A 15,730-nucleotide genomic window follows, 5' to 3' on the forward strand; every position below is an offset into this window, starting at 1 on the left:
ATTGCCCCGTTTTGCTTGTCCTGACAATTCAGATCGGGAGCAATACTGCTCGGGTTTTGCATTTTTAACTCGAAATTGGGTTTGGGGAAAAGGTTAAAGGGTAAAGATTAAAGGTTTTTTCTTTTCCCTTTCCCCTTCCCCTTTTCCCCTTAACCGACAAGTATTGAGATCGGGAGCATCCACTTTTGGAAGAAATTTACTCAAAAATTACCCAAATCAATTCATGTAGTCACGAGCAAAGGTTTTATGCTTAACTTCAGAGCTTTTATCTTTGCTTTTACCTTATATAGGCACTTTTGTAATTAACAAGTTAGGTTATATAATCAATCTGATACATTTCTATAAGAAAGTTATCAAATTACAAAAAACTATTTAAATACATTAGGAGTAGTGAAATAACTTCCCTTTTGAAAAATATTAACCTTGATTAGTAGGGGTTCAGCGATTAAAAAAGGTAATTTATTCGTGTGGGGTTCCTTCTCAAAAATTTAAAATCATAACTTTGATTAAACCAGAAAGCTAAATTTTGTCAAAATAGCTTGAAGATTGAGAAATTTTAAGATTATTTTGTCATCTGCTGATTTTTGAAATCAATTCTTTAATTGCTTTAACCAACAGACTAAACTAATGCGATCACTTTCTCCTGTGGATTTACCTACTTTAGAGCAGATAGTTGAACGTTGTCCTTTAACTGTATTACCTGATACCCCACTTATTGATGTTATTGCTCTAATGAATAGGGTAAATAGCAGTATAGTAGAGTCTAAATTTGATTTTAGTAGTTGTGTTTTAGTAGTTGAAGAAACAAACTTAATAGGTATATTAACTCTACGGGATGTAATCCGACTGACTGGGATGGGCAAAGATTTATCCAGTGTCAAAATCTCAGAAGTGATGACACAACCAGTCATCAGCCTGGGGTTGGCTCAGGCTCAAAATGCCCTCACAGCTTTATCTTTCATGCGTCAACATTGTATTCGTCATCTACCTGTAGTAGATGATCTTGGACAATTGGTAGGCTTAATTACCCAAGACAGAATTCGTCAGGTTATCCAACCAGTTCACCTGTTGAAATTGCGATGTGTGACGGAAGTAATGGTAACTGAAGTTATTCATGCTCTCCCGACTACATCTGTGCTGGAATTGTCTCAAATCATGAGCGATCGCCAGATCAGCTGTGTGGTAATTGTCGCCCAACAGAAGAAGGAATTGATCCCGGTAGGGATGATCACTGAAAAAGATATTATTAAATTCCATTTACAGGGACTAGATATAGCCCAAACCCAGGCGCAAGATGTGATGAGTACCCCTGTATTAAGCATCACTCCCACTGAATCTTTATGGACTGTTCACCAGTTGATGCAAGAGCGAAAGGTGCGGCGATTAACCGTAGTTGGAGAACAAAGCGAATTGCAAGGACTGGTGACACAAACGAATCTCCTACAAGTGCTTGATCCCCTAGAAATAGACAGCATAATTCAAGTTTTGCAAGCAAAAGTTGAGGAACAAACGGTTAAACTTAGACAATGCAACCAGCAGTTAGAACAGGAAGTTGAACAACGCCGCCAAGCTCAACAAGAATTAGAGTTACGGGTGGCGGAGCGTACAGCTGAACTACTGCAAGCAAATGTACGTTTGAAACGGGAAATTGAGGAGCGCAAACAGACTGAAATAGCACTCCAGCAGCGTGAACATCAGTGGAAAGCTCTTTTTGATCGTGCTCTTGATGCGATCGCGATTGCAGATGACGAGGGGCGCTATGTAGAGGTAAATCCAGCAGCCTGTAAGCTATTTGGTGTATCGAAGGAAGAACTGTTAGGTTCCACAATCGCAGATTTTGCAGCACCCGAATTTGATTTTACCCAAGCTTTGCAACAGTTCTACGAACAAGGACAAATGTTGGGTGAGTTTAACTTATATTGTCCCGATGGCACAGTGCGAGAAACTGAATTTGCGGCGGTTGCCAATTTTATACCACATCGTCATCTTTCAATACTGCGGGATGTGAGCGATCGCCAAGCCATGTTGCTCGCTCGTAAACAGACTGAGGAAACTCTCAGAGAAAGCGAACAAAGGTTACAACTGGCACTTAGTGTTGGTAACATTGGCACTTGGGAATGGAATCTGAGAACCAATCAGGTTATCTGGTCTGAGAGTTTGTTTACTTTATTTGGTCTAACTCCTGATACCTTTGATGTCAGCTATGAAAATTTTTTAAATCTCATTGTCCACCCTGAAGACCGCGAATTGCTGCATCAATCAGTTTTGCGAGCAATTGACCAGCAAGTACCCCATAATCTCGAATTCCGGTTTATTTACTCAGATGGTACAGTTGGTTGGTCAGTATGCAAGGGTCAAGTATTGTATGATGACACTACTAATAAGCCACTCCAGATGATTGGGGTGAATATAGATATCACCGAACGCAAACAATCGGAACTTGAAATCCGTAAATTTGTTTCTCTGGCCGATAACAGCACAGAATTTATCGGTATGTGTGATATGAATTTTGTGCCATTCTATTTGAACCCGGCGGGTATGCAACTAGTCGGGCTAAATGACACTCAGCAATATAGCGAAACGCCAGTCAGGGAATTTTTCTTTCCTGAAGATCAGGACTTTATCATCAATGAATTTTTCCCGCGTGTTTTGCGTGAGGGACGGGCGGAAGTAGAAATTCGTTTCCGTCATTTCCAGACGGGAGAAGCATTATGGATGGTTTACAGCGTTTCTTGCGTCAAAGACATGAACGATCGGCTAATTGGTCTGGCAGCCGTCAGCCGCAATATTAGCGATCGCAAGCTGGCCGAACAGAAAATTGCCGAACAAGCAGCTTTAATTGATATTGCTACCGATGCCATTTTTGTCCGCGATTTAGAAAACCGCATTCTGTTCTGGAGTCCAGGTGCTGAAAACTTATACGGTTGGACAGCACAGGAAAGCATGGGGAAATTAGTCCATGAACTTTTCAACGTAGAATCCTTGTCTCAACTAGCAGCAGGTTTCAAAACCACTCTGGAACAAGGTTATTGGCAAGGGGAGTTAGAAAAAACCACCAAAACTGGGAGAAAAATTATCGTTGCTAGTCGGTGGACACTGGTACACAATCAATTCGGACAAAGCCAATCTATCTTATCAGTCAACACCGACATCACCGAGAAAAAACAACTAGAGCAACAATTTTACCGCGCTCAACGCTTGGAGAGTGTAGGAACTCTAGCCAGTGGCATTGCTCACGACCTCAACAATGTCTTTGCTCCCATAATCATGATTGCCGAATTGCTGCCTTTGAGATCCAAAAATGTGGATTTGCAGACTCAAGAACTGTTCAAAACACTAGAAAACAGCTCGCAGCGTGGAGCGAACTTAGTTAAACAAATTCTCGCCTTTACCCGTGGTACAGAAGGGAAGCGCATCTTGTTGCAACCTGGGCATTTGCTCCAAGAATTGGTCAAAGTCATCAAACAGACATTTCCTAAATCCATCGAAATTGTTAATGACATTCCCATAAACACATTATGGATGGTGCAAGCCGATCCCACCCAACTAGAACAGGTATTTATGAACTTGGCAGTCAATGCCCGTGACGCTATGCCCAATGATGGTATGCTCACAATTAATGCCGAAAACCGGATGATTGACGAAATAAACGCCCGAATGCACCTGGAAGCGAAAGCAGGAGGCTACATCGTTGTTACCGTCTCAGATACAGGGTCGGGAATCCCTCCAGAATTCTTAGAGCGCATATTTGATCCCTTTTTTACAACTAAAGAAGTTGGTAAAGGTACAGGGCTAGGACTGTCAACAGTTTTAGGTATCGTCAAAAACCACGGTGGTTTTGTAGAAGTATTAACTCAGGTAGGTAAAGGGACACGATTTCAGGTATTTTTGCCCAGAGGAGAAGGCAAAGCAACCGAGACAATAACAAAGGCAGAATTACCTTCAGGTAATGGCGAATTGATTTTAGTTGTTGATGATGAAGACTTAGTAAAACAAACCAATCAGGAAACTTTAGAAGATTATAACTACAAAACCCTTGTAGCTAACGATGGCATTGAAGCGATCGCTTTGTATGCCCAGTATAAGGAACGAATTAGTGCAGTTTTGCTAGATATGTCCATGCCCAATATGGACGGATTAACAACTATCTCCATCCTGCGAACGTTCAACCCCAATATTAAGATTATTGCCACCAGTGGTTTACCCGCTAACGAGCAAAAGGCTATTGCCGTTGGTGCTGAGAAGTTTCTGCCTAAGCCTTACACAGCGACAGATTTATTGACTACTTTATCTGCTGTAATCGGGCATCCTGGGGAGCCTCAATCATAGGCAAATTACACTCAATTTTGACCACTGAATTTCGATTTATGCTGCCACTAATTCCGCTTTTTCCAGCAGTCATGGTGCGAATCGCTAATAGTTAAACGTGATAATCAAGTTACTTAATTTACTACCTTTTCAGTTACCCATTTATACCAATTATCTAATCCTACACCAGTAGTTGCAGAAACCTGAAAAATCTGAATTTGGGGATTTACCTGTACAGCATATTCTATGCACTTTTGCACATCAAAATCTACATAATGTAGCAAATCAATTTTAGTGATAATCATTACATCACTAGCACGGAACATGTGCGGATATTTTATCGGCTTATCTTCTCCCTCTGTAACTGAGAGAATCACCACTTTTGCCTGTTCTCCTAAATCAAATAAGGCTGGACAAACTAAATTTCCGACATTTTCAATCATCACAACTGAATTTAGTGGCGGATTCAGTTGTTGTAAACCTCTGTCTATCATTGATGCATCTAAATGACAGCCTGTTCCGGTGTTGATTTGAATGACTTTAGAACCTGTTTCTTTAATTTTTTTGGCATCATTAGCAGTTTCTTGGTCGCCTTCAATGACACTAATAGATAATTGCTGCTTTAAATCATTGATGGTTCGGGTCAAAAGAGTTGTTTTCCCTGCACCGGGAGAACTCATTAAATTTAAGGCGAGAATATTTCGACCTTTAAACCATCCCCGATTTTGGGCAGCTAGCAGGTCATTCTTTGCTAATATATCTTGCTCTAAAGATATGGTTGTATTGTGTATTTTGGCATGAATTTGAGGTGCTTCTATATGAGTGTCATGACTGTGGGAATGAGTGATGACAGTTCCATCTGGTAAAGTGTGAGTATGATTATGTTCCGCTTTATCTGTTTCTAAATTTGTAATTTTTATTTCGCCATCATCAGAACAACCGCAGGTTACACACATAATTCCTCGATTTCTATTTCTTTAATTTTAAGTTCTTCACCAGTAATTAAATCTAATTGCACGCTACCGCAGTTACAGATACCATAAGGTTTATCTAAATAAATTTCTGCACCGCATTGGCGACATCGTCCTAAGCCAGGGATTTCTAAAATTTCTAATATCGCCCCTTCTAAAACTGTGCCTTGGGTGCAAATATCAAAACAAAATCGGATAGCTTCGGGCATAATGGCTGAAAGTTTGCCAATTTCTAATAAAACTCGCTGCACTTTTGCGCCTTTGGCATTTTCAGTCACAATTGCCACAATATTTTGGGTAATTCCAAATTCGTGCATACTATAAATATATTAAAGATTAACAAATTCGTGGTAATTGGTCGCCTACTAACATATCAACAATTCTTTCAGCACCAAAAACTGTTTTTAACAATACGATACCTGGGGGTGAAGGAATAACTTCGCCAATAATACAAGCATCTTTGCCTGCTGGGTGAGATTTCATAGCAGATAAAACGTTGTTAGAATTCTCTTTTGGAACCACTACAACTAACTTACCTTCATTAGCTAAATACAATGGGTCTAAACCGAGAATTTCACAAACTCCGTTGACTTCTTCACGCACTGGAATAGATTCTTCAAAAAGACGAATTCCCACATTTGAACTGAGAGCAAATTCATTTAATACTGTAGCTAAACCACCGCGTGTAGCATCTCGCATAGCATGAACTTGTGGACATACATGGAGAATAGTTTCTACTAAACTATGCAACGGCTGACAATCACTTTCAATATTAGTATCTAAAGCTAATTCGCCACGGGCAATTAAAATTGCTGTCCCATGATTGCCTATTTCACCATTAATTATTACGGCATCTCCAAGTTTAATATTGTGGGCAGAAATGTTAACTCCTCGTGGGATGATACCAATACCAGCAGTATTAATAAAGAGTTTATCGGCAGCACCACGATGTACAACTTTTGTGTCACCAGTGACAATTTGAATACCCGCTTTTTCTGCGGCTGCTTTCATACTGTTTGCAACATGGCGTAAGGTTTCTACAGGTAATCCTTCTTCTAAAATTACACTGCAAGTTAGATATAAAGGTTTAGCACCACTGACAGCTAAATCATTAACTGTACCGTTTACGGCTAATTCTCCTATATCACTACCGGGGAAAAATAACGGGTCTACAACATAAGAATCTGTTGTAAATGCGAGTCTGTCTCCTTGTTGCATGAGACTGGCTAAATTAAAGCTAGCTTGGTCTTCTAATTGGGAAAGAATTGGATTATCAAAATTGCTAACAAATATATCATCTATTAAATCGCGCATGGCTTTACCGCCGCTACCATGTGCGAGAGTTATATGAGTATCTCGCACTTTACCTTGGCGACGGCGGACTTGTTCCATTTTTTGAAACAAGGAATTTTGTGCTGAGTTGGTGGGAGAAATATTCATATTAAAAGTGAGGATTTTTTTAACGCAGAGTATTTAAAGAATGTCTTAATCTAAAGAAAAACCGCAGGCGGGGAGAGGTTCTTGAGTTATTTTTGGTTTTTGGGTGATTGTTCTTTTGGCAATGGTGGAGAGTCGCCCATATTTGTAATAGGCTGCACAAGCGCCTTCGGAAGATACCATGCAAGTACCGATTGGTGTTTCTGGTGTGCAAGCTGTACCGAATACTTTGCACTCCCAAGGCTTTAAGACTCCTTTGAGAATTTCTCCACATTTACAAGCTTTATGGTCGGCTACTTTGAGGTTAGGAATGGTAAATTTAAGTTCGGCATCAAATTGAGCATATTCTGGTTGAATTTTTAATCCTGAATAGGGGATGTCACCTAAGCCGCGCCAATCAAAACTATCTCGCACTGCGAAAACTTTGTTTATGGCTTGTAGGGCTACTGTATTCCCAGATTTTTGGACAATTCGGTTATATTGATTTTCAACTTCACAACGATTTTCTACTAACTGCTGCAATAGCATCCAAATTGATTGGAGAATATCTAAGGGTTCAAATCCTGAGACGACTATCGGCTTATTATATTGTTGGGAAATAAATTGGTAGGGGTCACTGCCAATTACCATACTGACATGTCCAGGGCCAACAAATCCATCAAGTTGTAAATCGGGATTATCTAATAGTGCTTTGAGGGCGGGAATCACGAGGACGTGATTGCTAAACATACTAAAGTTATGAATTTCTTCGGCTGCTGCTTGCAGGATGGTGAAGGCGGTGCTGGGGGCTGTGGTTTCAAAGCCTAATGCGAAGAAAACTACTTCTTTGTCGGGGTTATCTCTGGCAATTTGTAGGCTGTCTAGGGGAGAGTACACCATACGGATGTCTGCACCTTGTGCCCTGGCTTGCAGTAAACTGGTTTTGGAACCGGGAACTCGCATTGCGTCGCCAAAGGTGGCAAAAATGACGTTATGATTTTGAGAGATTGCGATCGCATCATCTAATCTCCCTTTTGGCATCACGCATACTGGACAACCAGGGCCATGAATTAGTTCGATGGTTTGGGGTAATATTTCTTCGATACCGTATTTAAATATGGAATGGGTATGTCCGCCGCATACTTCCATGATTTTGATGGGTTTTTCTAGCTGGTGGCTTAATTTGGTGATTTCGCGGAGTATGGCTTCTGCTTTTTCCGGTTCGCGGAATTCGTCAACATATTTCATGGGGAGTGAGGAGTAGTGAGTTTTATGTATCTGTTAATTTCGCTTTTGTGATAGGAAGTTTTTTTAACGAACCGCGTTCGCGCAGCGTCTCGCAGAGAAGGCGCGAAGGGCGCGAAGGAAGAGAGGAAGAAAGGAAGATGTTTGTAACTGTCTTTCTGCGTCAAACAAAAAATATTATTTAAGTACTAATCCCTGCTTGTGCTGCTGCTAATTCTTGAAGGAGTTGTAATGTTTCTGCTGCTTCTTGTTCGTTAATTCGATTCATAGCAAAGCCAACATGGACTAACACCCAATCCCCAATACAAGCTTCGGGGGGATGTTGTTCATCTACGATGCAGGCAATATTTACTTCGCGCTTCACACCACCAATGTTAACTAGGGCTAGTTTATGATTAACGTTGGTAATTTCTATAATTTGTCCGGGGATTCCTAAACACATTTTTTTATTTTGAAGATAAACTAACCGCAGAGGCGCGGAGAACACAGAGAGAATTTTTTGTCCGAAAAGGGTTGTGAAATATCAATACTTATGTATTAATTTTGCGGCTGCAATCACTGCTTGTCCTAGAGATAATCCGCCGTCATTAGCTGGAACTAAGCTATGAGTTAGTACTTTTATCCCCAATGTTTCTAATCGTTTGCTAACTTGCTGTAACAATATACAATTTTGAAAGACTCCTCCTGTTAAAGCTACCTGATTAATCAGATTTCCTTCACAAAGATGCTTAAGCATTTCCACAATCGCATTAGCTAAACCTTTGTGAAATTTGGCAGCTATAACTGGTTGGGGAATCTGCTGTTGCAAGTCATCAAGCAAAGCTTGCCACATTGGGCGTGAGTCTATACAGTAAATACTATCTGAAAAGCTAAAACTAAAAGGATATATTAGCGCTTCTTTATCATTATTTAAGCTACTAACATCTACTATAGCTTCCATTGCGATCGCAGCTTGTCCTTCATAGCTACATTCTTCAGGGCAAATACCGATAGCCGCCGCTACTGCATCGAACAACCGCCCCACTGAAGAAGCTGGAGGAGAGTTAATTTTTTTCTCTATAAGTTGATTTAGTAGCTTTAATGGTTTTTTATTCAGCAATTTTACGATTTCTAAATCAGTATACTGTTGTTGGCAATCATCCCAAAGGTTAGCAGATATTAATTGTGCATAAGTATTACGCCAAGGTTGATAAATTGCTTGTTTAGCACCAATCATTACTACTGGTTTAAATGTTGCTAGTCGTTTAAATTTCCGATAATCTGCTAAAAGAAATTCTCCACCCCAGAGTGTACCATCATCACCGTAACCTAAACCATCTAAAGCAATACCTAATACTGGAGGTGAATTTAAAGGAATTCCATTCTCCGCCATACAAGCAGCAATATGGGCGTGATGATGTTGGATTTGATGAATTGGAATTTGATTTGTATCTGCAAGTTCTTTACCAAGTTTGCTGGAAAGATATTCAGGATGTTTATCAATAGCGATTACTTCTGGTGTATGTTCAAATAAATTCAAGTATAAATTTAAAGCTTCTTGGTAAGCATTGAAAGCCGCAACATTTTCTAAATCTCCCAAATGTTGAGATAGAATCGCTTCTCCTTCACGCAATAAGCAAAATGTATTTTTTAACTCACTACCCATTGCTAAAATTTGCGGCACATTGTCAAATCCTGGTGGTAAACTAATTGATGCTGGTGCATATCCTCTGGCACGACGAATTGTTTGGACTTTATCGCCGATAACTCTCACTACCGAATCATCTACCCGATTAATAATATCTCGATTGTGAAAGAGAAAATAATCAGCGATTGTCCCTAATTTTTCTCTTGCTTCGTTATTATCAATACATTGTGGTTCATCGGCAAGATTACCACTTGTTAAAACAATTGGGCGATTCATCCGCCGCAAAATTAAATGATGTAAGGGTGTATAAGGTAGCATGAAACCAAGAGTATTTTGCCCCGATGCTACCGATGGTGCTACAAGTTTTTTACCTGTCGCTTGTAGTAAAACAATTGGTGCGGCAGGACTTGTCAATAATTCTTTTTCTTTGGCGTTGACACTACAATATTCTTCAATTACCTCAATATCTCGCGCCATTAAAGCAAATGGTTTGTGATAGCGCTTTTTGCGCTGACGCAGTTTTTGTACAACGGTTTCCTGAGTTGCATCGCAAGCTAAATGAATACCACTTAAGCCTTTAATTGCGACAATCTCACCCTTTTGCAACAAGGTACAAACGGCATCCACATCATCCAGCATGGAGAACATGGAAGCAGTAACCGATTTCCCATCAGCGCGTTCTAACCAAGCTGTGGGGCCGCAAACATGACAAGCTACAGGTTGGGCGTGAAAACGGCGGTTTTCAACATCGTGGTATTCCTTTGCACATTCGGGACATATAACAAACGCAGACATACTGGTATTGCATCTGTCATAAGGAATCGCACGAATAATACTCAGGCGAGGGCCGCAATGAGTGCAGTTGGTAAAGGGGTAACGATAAAAGCGGCTAAAGGGGTCAAATATTTCTTGTTTACACTGTGGACAAGTAGCTGCATCAGGGACAATTTCTGTTTTAATGGCATTATTGACGCTAGTAGAAATCACAAAATTGTTAAAGTTAAATTGACCTTCATAAGGAATTCTAGTTAGCTGATTAATTTTTGCTAATGGTGGACATTCTGTTTGCAATCTGGCAACAAATTCTGTTAATGCTTCCTCACTACCAGATACCCGAATTAATACACCTTGCCCATCATTACAAACATCTCCATACAAACCGCAGGCTTTAGCCAGACGATATACAGTAGGGCGAAATCCTACTCCCTGAACAGTACCGCGAACTCTAATTTCTTCAGTCGCCATATAAATCTGACTTTCAAAAATTACGAATTACGTTAGCGTAGCGGGGCGTAGCCCATTACGAATTACAAATTATTAAACTGCCACAGCAATATTCGGTTATTTCCAGAATCAGCTATTACCAACCTATTGCCACAAATTTTTATCCCATAACACCAATTTAAACTATCTCGTTTAGGCAGCCCGAAATTACGATTTTCACCTTTACTTTGAAAATTTATTTGTCCTGCCAACCCATCTGCCATTACACCTTGCAGTGATAAAATAGATTCCGGCTTTCTCCATCCTAACAAACGAGAATTAGCTGTATCTGCAACTACTAACCAATCGCCAGCCACCGCCACACCATAAGGCATACTCAAACTGCTAGCGCTAGGCAAATAAACCCCTTGATTCATTTCCACAAAATCAAAGCTTTTTTGCCCTAAAACCACAGCACAAGGTGCATTATTTTCTGTTGGCATTCCCTGCCAAATCATTACTCGGTGATTACCTGCATCGCTGACAACCAAATTTTCTCCCCAAAAAGCGATGTCGTGACACCAACGCATACTAGCTGCGGTTGGAGAATCACCACCGTTTTCATTGCGAGATATCATATCCGGTTGTCCCAGAACTAAATCAGCCGGTTGACCATTTTCTGTTGGTAACTGATGCCAAATTAATAGCCTTCGATTACCAGTGTCAGCAATAAATAGTCGTCCTTGATGATAGAAAACACCATAAGGCCAGTGCATTGTACTAGCAGATGCTTGCTGATTTCCTCGATTTGGTTCATTATCAGTAAAATTAGCTTGCCCTAACACCAAATCTGCTGGAACATTATTATCTTCTGGTAAGTTTTTCCAAATCAAAACCCGATGATTCCAAGCATCGGCGACAGCTAACCCTTCGCCACAAGCACAAATGCCTGTTGGTAGACTTAAGGTTGCCTTTCCCGGTGTACTTTTAGCATTTTGTCCTTCATGATAAAAGTCAGGTTGTCCAATTACCCAATCAGCTGGTTGACTATCTCTGATGGGTAAATTCCGCCATCCTAATAATCGATGATGTCCTGTATCTGATACCCATAATGGGCCAGTTTCTGATAACAAACAAGCACCACGAGGCCCAAACATTGTTGTGGCATTGGGCGCTACAGGTATAACTAATTGTTCGGGTTCAATAATGTTGCCTAAAATTACTTCCGCACCTTGAGGTGATAGAGGCAAATATTGAGGATTTTCTGTTGCTTCTAGCGGTAATTGTGATATGGGATTAATTCTGATTGGGATATCCATGAACCGCAGATAGAGGCTGATAATTATTTAAAAACATTAATGTTGATTAGCGTGTAACAAGAGTAACAGTTTTGCATTATACTTTTTTCAAATCTAATTCAAACCTCTAATCAACTTCTGTATTAATCAAGCTAAAAAATCAAGATAGCCTTTAGAGGATGTTTGAAAAGTCCTATTCTCGGTATTAAATAGTTTTAGATCCCCCTAAATCCCCCTTTTTAAGGGGGACTTTGATTCCGGTTCCCCCCTTTTTAAGGGGGGTTAGGGGGGATCTAAAAATGCCTAAAGTCACAGCAAAATACTTTTCAAAAAACCTTTTAGTAAGTTTTGCTACATAGCGGATCTTTGGCATGAGTGCGCGATTTACTGAAATGAGAAAGCAAACTGGGGTTTGAGAAAGTAAAAGCTTATTTTACTTGCGGAAAACACTAAAATGAGTAAGTAAAAGCTCATTTTGCTTGCGGAAAACACCAAAATGAGTAAGCAAACTGGAGTTTGAATAAGTAAAAGCTCATTTTGCTTGCGGAAAACACTAAAATGAATAAGCAAACTGGGGTTTGAATAAGTCAAATGACCTTTTGAGAAAGTAATATGCCTTTTTACTTTCTCAAAACACTAAAATCAATACCTGAATTACACAAATGAGAATGAATTTAGGGATATTGAGAAAGCATTCGGGTATTTTGCTTGCACAAAATACTAAAATGAATGCGCGAACTACTGAAATGAAAAAGCAAATTAGCCGTGATTGACTAATCGCCAGTATATTTGCTGAAATCTTACCTTCGCATGATCATTTTTGTAGTTTCACAAAAACCTTATCGTCTTTAACCTTGACTGGATACGACTGAAGCGAAACATCAGGCACGGTTAAGCATTTACCTGTCTCTAATTTGTACTGGAATCCGTGAGAAGGGCAGGTAAGAACACCATTTTCAACTTTACCCTTTTCTAAGGGAGATCCTAGATGAGCGCAACCATTACGATAGCATTTTACTGTAGCACCTTGACGATGTAAAATTAGTGAAGTACCAGCAAGTTGTACTACCACTACACTAAATTCAGGAACTTCATCAAGGGTCGCTACTTTCATCCAAGTACAAGTTATTTTTGCAGAGAATGGACTGATTAAACTAGAATTAGCGTTGTTAACAGTAGAACTGTTATTGACTGCCACTACTTTGGTAATTTCAGGACAATGGTTTTTTATTGCCTGTTCTACTCCCTGAGATAAAGTCAAAGTAGAAGCCGGACAACTGCTGCAAGTTCCGATTAATCTAACTTCTACTGTATCTGGTGACTTAATTGCCACTAATTCTACATCCCCATCATGGCTTTTTAAACCTGGGCGAACTTCTTCAAGGGCTGCCTGAATGCGTTGTGAGAGTGGGGGTTTTGGTGGTTTGACTAGTTCGTGATACAGTAGCACTGCATACACTAATTCATCTGCAACAGCATGACGCAAAGCTGGCATTGATTCTTGTTTTAGGCTTTTAATCAAATTAGTCAATGCAGCTTTATGCAAAGCTTCAATCGCTCTTTTTAGACCTACTGCTACACACCGTTGGCTTTCATCCCACTCGGATATAATTGCCTCAAAACGATTAATTTCCTGAATTAATTCTTCAAGGTTTGTCATTTGTTATTTGTCATTCGTCATTCGTCATTTGTCATTTGTCATTAGCATTGGGGATTGGTTGTTTATCAATGACAATTCACTTCGTTTTAAAATCCTTCAAGAGAAACGGCATAATCATGCCCGTCACTAAGCTAGATAATATGATTGGTAAGTAGAAGGGAATGGGGGCTTGTGCAAGTAACACTAGCAGTAAGAAACCTACAGCAATACCAATAGTAGTTTGCTTGACAAAAAATATTGGATTGCGTATTAGCTTTCCTTTAAAAAATAACTTGGCAGATAACCATCCTAGCTCTAACATATTTTCTCCTAATAATTTGTCAAGAAATTTAAAGCAACAAGCCCTAAGAAGATGGCAGGAATTACACCCGCAGGGGCAAATAATGCACCAAGCATTGCTGAAAGCTGATATCCTATATCTTTACCAGCTAATAGCATTCCACCAATTGCACCGCCAACCATAGCCAAGGCTGTTGCTATAATTAGCCAGACCAATTCTGTTGCTATGTTAAGATCGCCATCTACTAAACTTGTGAGAAAATTTATCAGATTTGGCGTTGTTAAAATGTCTCTCATGCTGTTTTTTCCTCATTGTTTAAGTAAAGAGTTAAAGAGTTAAGAATCAAATTAGATCCATAACCCATAACTCCTAACCCTTCATTTCTGCTTCTACATCTTGTAATGCTTGGACTACTACCTCTGCTTGTGCAATTTGTTGGTATTCTGTAAATATTTCTAAAGCATCTTGGTAGTAGATACGGGCTTGCAAAAGATTTTGAGGATTACCAGCTTCTGGTTTTTCAGGGTCGTCTGGTAAGTTGAATAGGGCGTTGGCTTTGTTGGAAATTGTGTTAGCGTACTCTAGGGGTGTATCTTTGGCGTTACGCACTTTTAACGCTTCGTCATAAGCTGCGATCGCACGTAAGTTATTCTCGACAGGATGGGAACTCACTAAATATTGCAAAGCGTTACCCAAATTATTTTGCAACATCGCATATTCTCTGGGATGATCGATCAGATTAATATGCTTTAGCGCTACCTCAAATGATTGCACAGCTAACCCTTGACGCAAGTATTCCCGTTCCGATGCTAGGGGCATAGAAAGGTAAGCGATCGCAATATTGTTATACAATATCGCGTATTCTTGGGGGTAATCTTCCCAAGTGAACACCCGCAAAGCCTCATGATAAGCCTGGATGCTGTCGGTTATTCGCGCCAAATTGAATGGCACTAACGACTGCAACACCAGCCCAAAATTCATCTGCGTTTCTGCCACTTCCTCTGGCAAAGCTAATTGTTGTAAAATCGGTAATGCCTCTTCATAACCGACTTTAGCTTGCATCAACAGTTGGTAATCAGCATCCGGTATTGCCTGTAACGTCCCCGCCATGCCCACTTTGGCCCTGGCTTTCAATAGGGGATACTCCTCACCACACATCTCATAGGCCCGGTAATATAAGCCAACTGCATTCCGCAAGTCTTGGGCAGCTTTGGGCTTTTTTTGAAAACCCTGTGCTATCTCAATCAGCATTTGGATTTTTTCCTCTGCTGTGGCTGACTCTGAAGCAACAGCCGCTACCGCAGCCTTCACTGCTGAATCTGTAATGCTGGGGGTCATAACTCTGCCGTACTCTAGCCAATTGGGAATTGAGTCCAACACCCATGAATGAACGAGACACATTTACGCATCTCATCACGGGCCATACCGATTTACGCAGGCTTCGAGTCCTTTAGGCGGAATTCCCCTTTTGTCTGAAACTAGAGGCTAGGGATTAATGATGCTAGGGACTAAGAAAATTTTTCCCAATACCTAATACCTAATCCTCAATCCCCTAAATTGAGTGAATCAATTTTTTTACTATAAAACACTCTATTTCTAAAATTCTAGGGGGAAATTGCCAATATTAATGTCAGCTTTAAACACCTTACATTTTGATAAGGTGTTCTGTATCATGACCTGACACAACGCAGTTCTTCTATATTGAATTGATAACATCTTATA

Annotated in this window: 12 protein-coding genes; 1 reads left to right on the forward strand and 11 read right to left on the reverse strand. The window is 40.1% G+C overall.

What is annotated here, in order from left to right; translation table 11 throughout:
• The first annotated feature begins 627 nt into the window (after positions 1–627).
• The gene (locus tag G1O98_RS20695) at positions 628–4,329 is read left to right on the forward strand and encodes a PAS domain S-box protein (RefSeq protein ID WP_163931192.1); all 3,702 of its coding nucleotides are present in this window, start codon (positions 628–630) and stop codon (positions 4,327–4,329) included.
• Positions 4,330–4,442: 113 nt separating this feature from the next.
• Here the strand turns inward: G1O98_RS20695 and hypB are convergent, their stop codons facing one another.
• From hypB to G1O98_RS20750, 11 genes are all read right to left on the reverse strand, one after another.
• The gene (gene hypB / locus G1O98_RS20700) at positions 4,443–5,264 is read right to left on the reverse strand and encodes a hydrogenase nickel incorporation protein HypB (protein ID WP_163931194.1); all 822 of its coding nucleotides are present in this window, start codon (positions 5,262–5,264) and stop codon (positions 4,443–4,445) included.
• Complete coding sequence (gene hypA / locus G1O98_RS20705; RefSeq protein WP_163931196.1) at positions 5,255–5,596, reverse strand: hydrogenase maturation nickel metallochaperone HypA; 342 nt, start codon at positions 5,594–5,596, stop codon at positions 5,255–5,257. Before hypA ends, hypB begins: the two co-directional genes overlap by 10 nt.
• A 19-nt stretch (positions 5,597–5,615) precedes the next feature.
• Positions 5,616–6,719 (reverse strand): hydrogenase expression/formation protein HypE, encoded by a 1,104-nt coding sequence (hypE, locus tag G1O98_RS20710; protein ID WP_163931198.1) that lies wholly within the window; start codon positions 6,717–6,719, stop codon positions 5,616–5,618.
• Between the two features lie 45 nt (positions 6,720–6,764).
• Positions 6,765–7,943, reverse strand: coding sequence for a hydrogenase formation protein HypD (hypD, locus tag G1O98_RS20715; RefSeq protein ID WP_163931200.1), 1,179 nt, complete (start codon positions 7,941–7,943; stop codon positions 6,765–6,767).
• A 178-nt stretch (positions 7,944–8,121) separates the two neighbouring features.
• Positions 8,122–8,382, reverse strand: a complete 261-nt coding sequence (locus tag G1O98_RS20720) for a HypC/HybG/HupF family hydrogenase formation chaperone (RefSeq protein ID WP_163931202.1) — start codon at positions 8,380–8,382, stop codon at positions 8,122–8,124.
• A gap of 81 nt (positions 8,383–8,463) precedes the next feature.
• Positions 8,464–10,812 (reverse strand): carbamoyltransferase HypF, encoded by a 2,349-nt coding sequence (gene hypF / locus G1O98_RS20725; RefSeq protein ID WP_163931205.1) that lies wholly within the window; start codon positions 10,810–10,812, stop codon positions 8,464–8,466.
• Between the two features lie 62 nt (positions 10,813–10,874).
• Positions 10,875–12,089, reverse strand: coding sequence for a hypothetical protein (locus tag G1O98_RS20730; protein WP_175586786.1), 1,215 nt, complete (start codon positions 12,087–12,089; stop codon positions 10,875–10,877).
• Positions 12,090–12,882: 793 nt separating this feature from the next.
• The gene (locus G1O98_RS20735) at positions 12,883–13,728 is read right to left on the reverse strand and encodes a NifU family protein (RefSeq protein WP_163931208.1); all 846 of its coding nucleotides are present in this window, start codon (positions 13,726–13,728) and stop codon (positions 12,883–12,885) included.
• Between the two features lie 76 nt (positions 13,729–13,804).
• Positions 13,805–14,029, reverse strand: coding sequence for a hypothetical protein (locus G1O98_RS20740; protein WP_163931211.1), 225 nt, complete (start codon positions 14,027–14,029; stop codon positions 13,805–13,807).
• A gap of 8 nt (positions 14,030–14,037) precedes the next feature.
• Positions 14,038–14,304 carry a hypothetical protein gene (locus tag G1O98_RS20745; protein ID WP_163931214.1) on the reverse strand — a complete coding sequence of 89 codons (267 nt, stop codon included), beginning with the start codon at positions 14,302–14,304 and terminating at the stop codon, positions 14,038–14,040.
• 73 nt (positions 14,305–14,377) lie between these two features.
• The gene (locus G1O98_RS20750; protein WP_163931224.1) at positions 14,378–15,346 is read right to left on the reverse strand and encodes a hypothetical protein; all 969 of its coding nucleotides are present in this window, start codon (positions 15,344–15,346) and stop codon (positions 14,378–14,380) included.
• Positions 15,347–15,730: the final 384 nt, after the last annotated feature.

This window comes from Nostoc sp. UIC 10630, from assembly GCF_010747425.1.
In the GTDB taxonomy this organism is placed as follows: Bacteria; Cyanobacteriota; Cyanobacteriia; order Cyanobacteriales; family Nostocaceae; genus Nostoc.

What these genes read in the sequence shown, in the direction of transcription:
- G1O98_RS20695 (WP_163931192.1), top strand. Translation starts at nt 628, where the DNA reads ATGCGATCACTTTCTCCTGTGGATTTACCTACTTTAGAGCAGATAGTT.
- hypB (WP_163931194.1), bottom strand. Translation starts at nt 5,264, where the DNA reads ATGTGTGTAACCTGCGGTTGTTCTGATGATGGCGAAATAAAAATTACA.
- hypA (WP_163931196.1), bottom strand. Translation starts at nt 5,596, where the DNA reads ATGCACGAATTTGGAATTACCCAAAATATTGTGGCAATTGTGACTGAA.
- hypE (WP_163931198.1), bottom strand. Translation starts at nt 6,719, where the DNA reads ATGAATATTTCTCCCACCAACTCAGCACAAAATTCCTTGTTTCAAAAA.
- hypD (WP_163931200.1), bottom strand. Translation starts at nt 7,943, where the DNA reads ATGAAATATGTTGACGAATTCCGCGAACCGGAAAAAGCAGAAGCCATA.
- G1O98_RS20720 (WP_163931202.1), bottom strand. Translation starts at nt 8,382, where the DNA reads ATGTGTTTAGGAATCCCCGGACAAATTATAGAAATTACCAACGTTAAT.
- hypF (WP_163931205.1), bottom strand. Translation starts at nt 10,812, where the DNA reads ATGGCGACTGAAGAAATTAGAGTTCGCGGTACTGTTCAGGGAGTAGGA.
- G1O98_RS20730 (WP_175586786.1), bottom strand. Translation starts at nt 12,089, where the DNA reads ATGGATATCCCAATCAGAATTAATCCCATATCACAATTACCGCTAGAA.
- G1O98_RS20735 (WP_163931208.1), bottom strand. Translation starts at nt 13,728, where the DNA reads ATGACAAACCTTGAAGAATTAATTCAGGAAATTAATCGTTTTGAGGCA.
- G1O98_RS20740 (WP_163931211.1), bottom strand. Translation starts at nt 14,029, where the DNA reads ATGTTAGAGCTAGGATGGTTATCTGCCAAGTTATTTTTTAAAGGAAAG.
- G1O98_RS20745 (WP_163931214.1), bottom strand. Translation starts at nt 14,304, where the DNA reads ATGAGAGACATTTTAACAACGCCAAATCTGATAAATTTTCTCACAAGT.
- G1O98_RS20750 (WP_163931224.1), bottom strand. Translation starts at nt 15,346, where the DNA reads ATGACCCCCAGCATTACAGATTCAGCAGTGAAGGCTGCGGTAGCGGCT.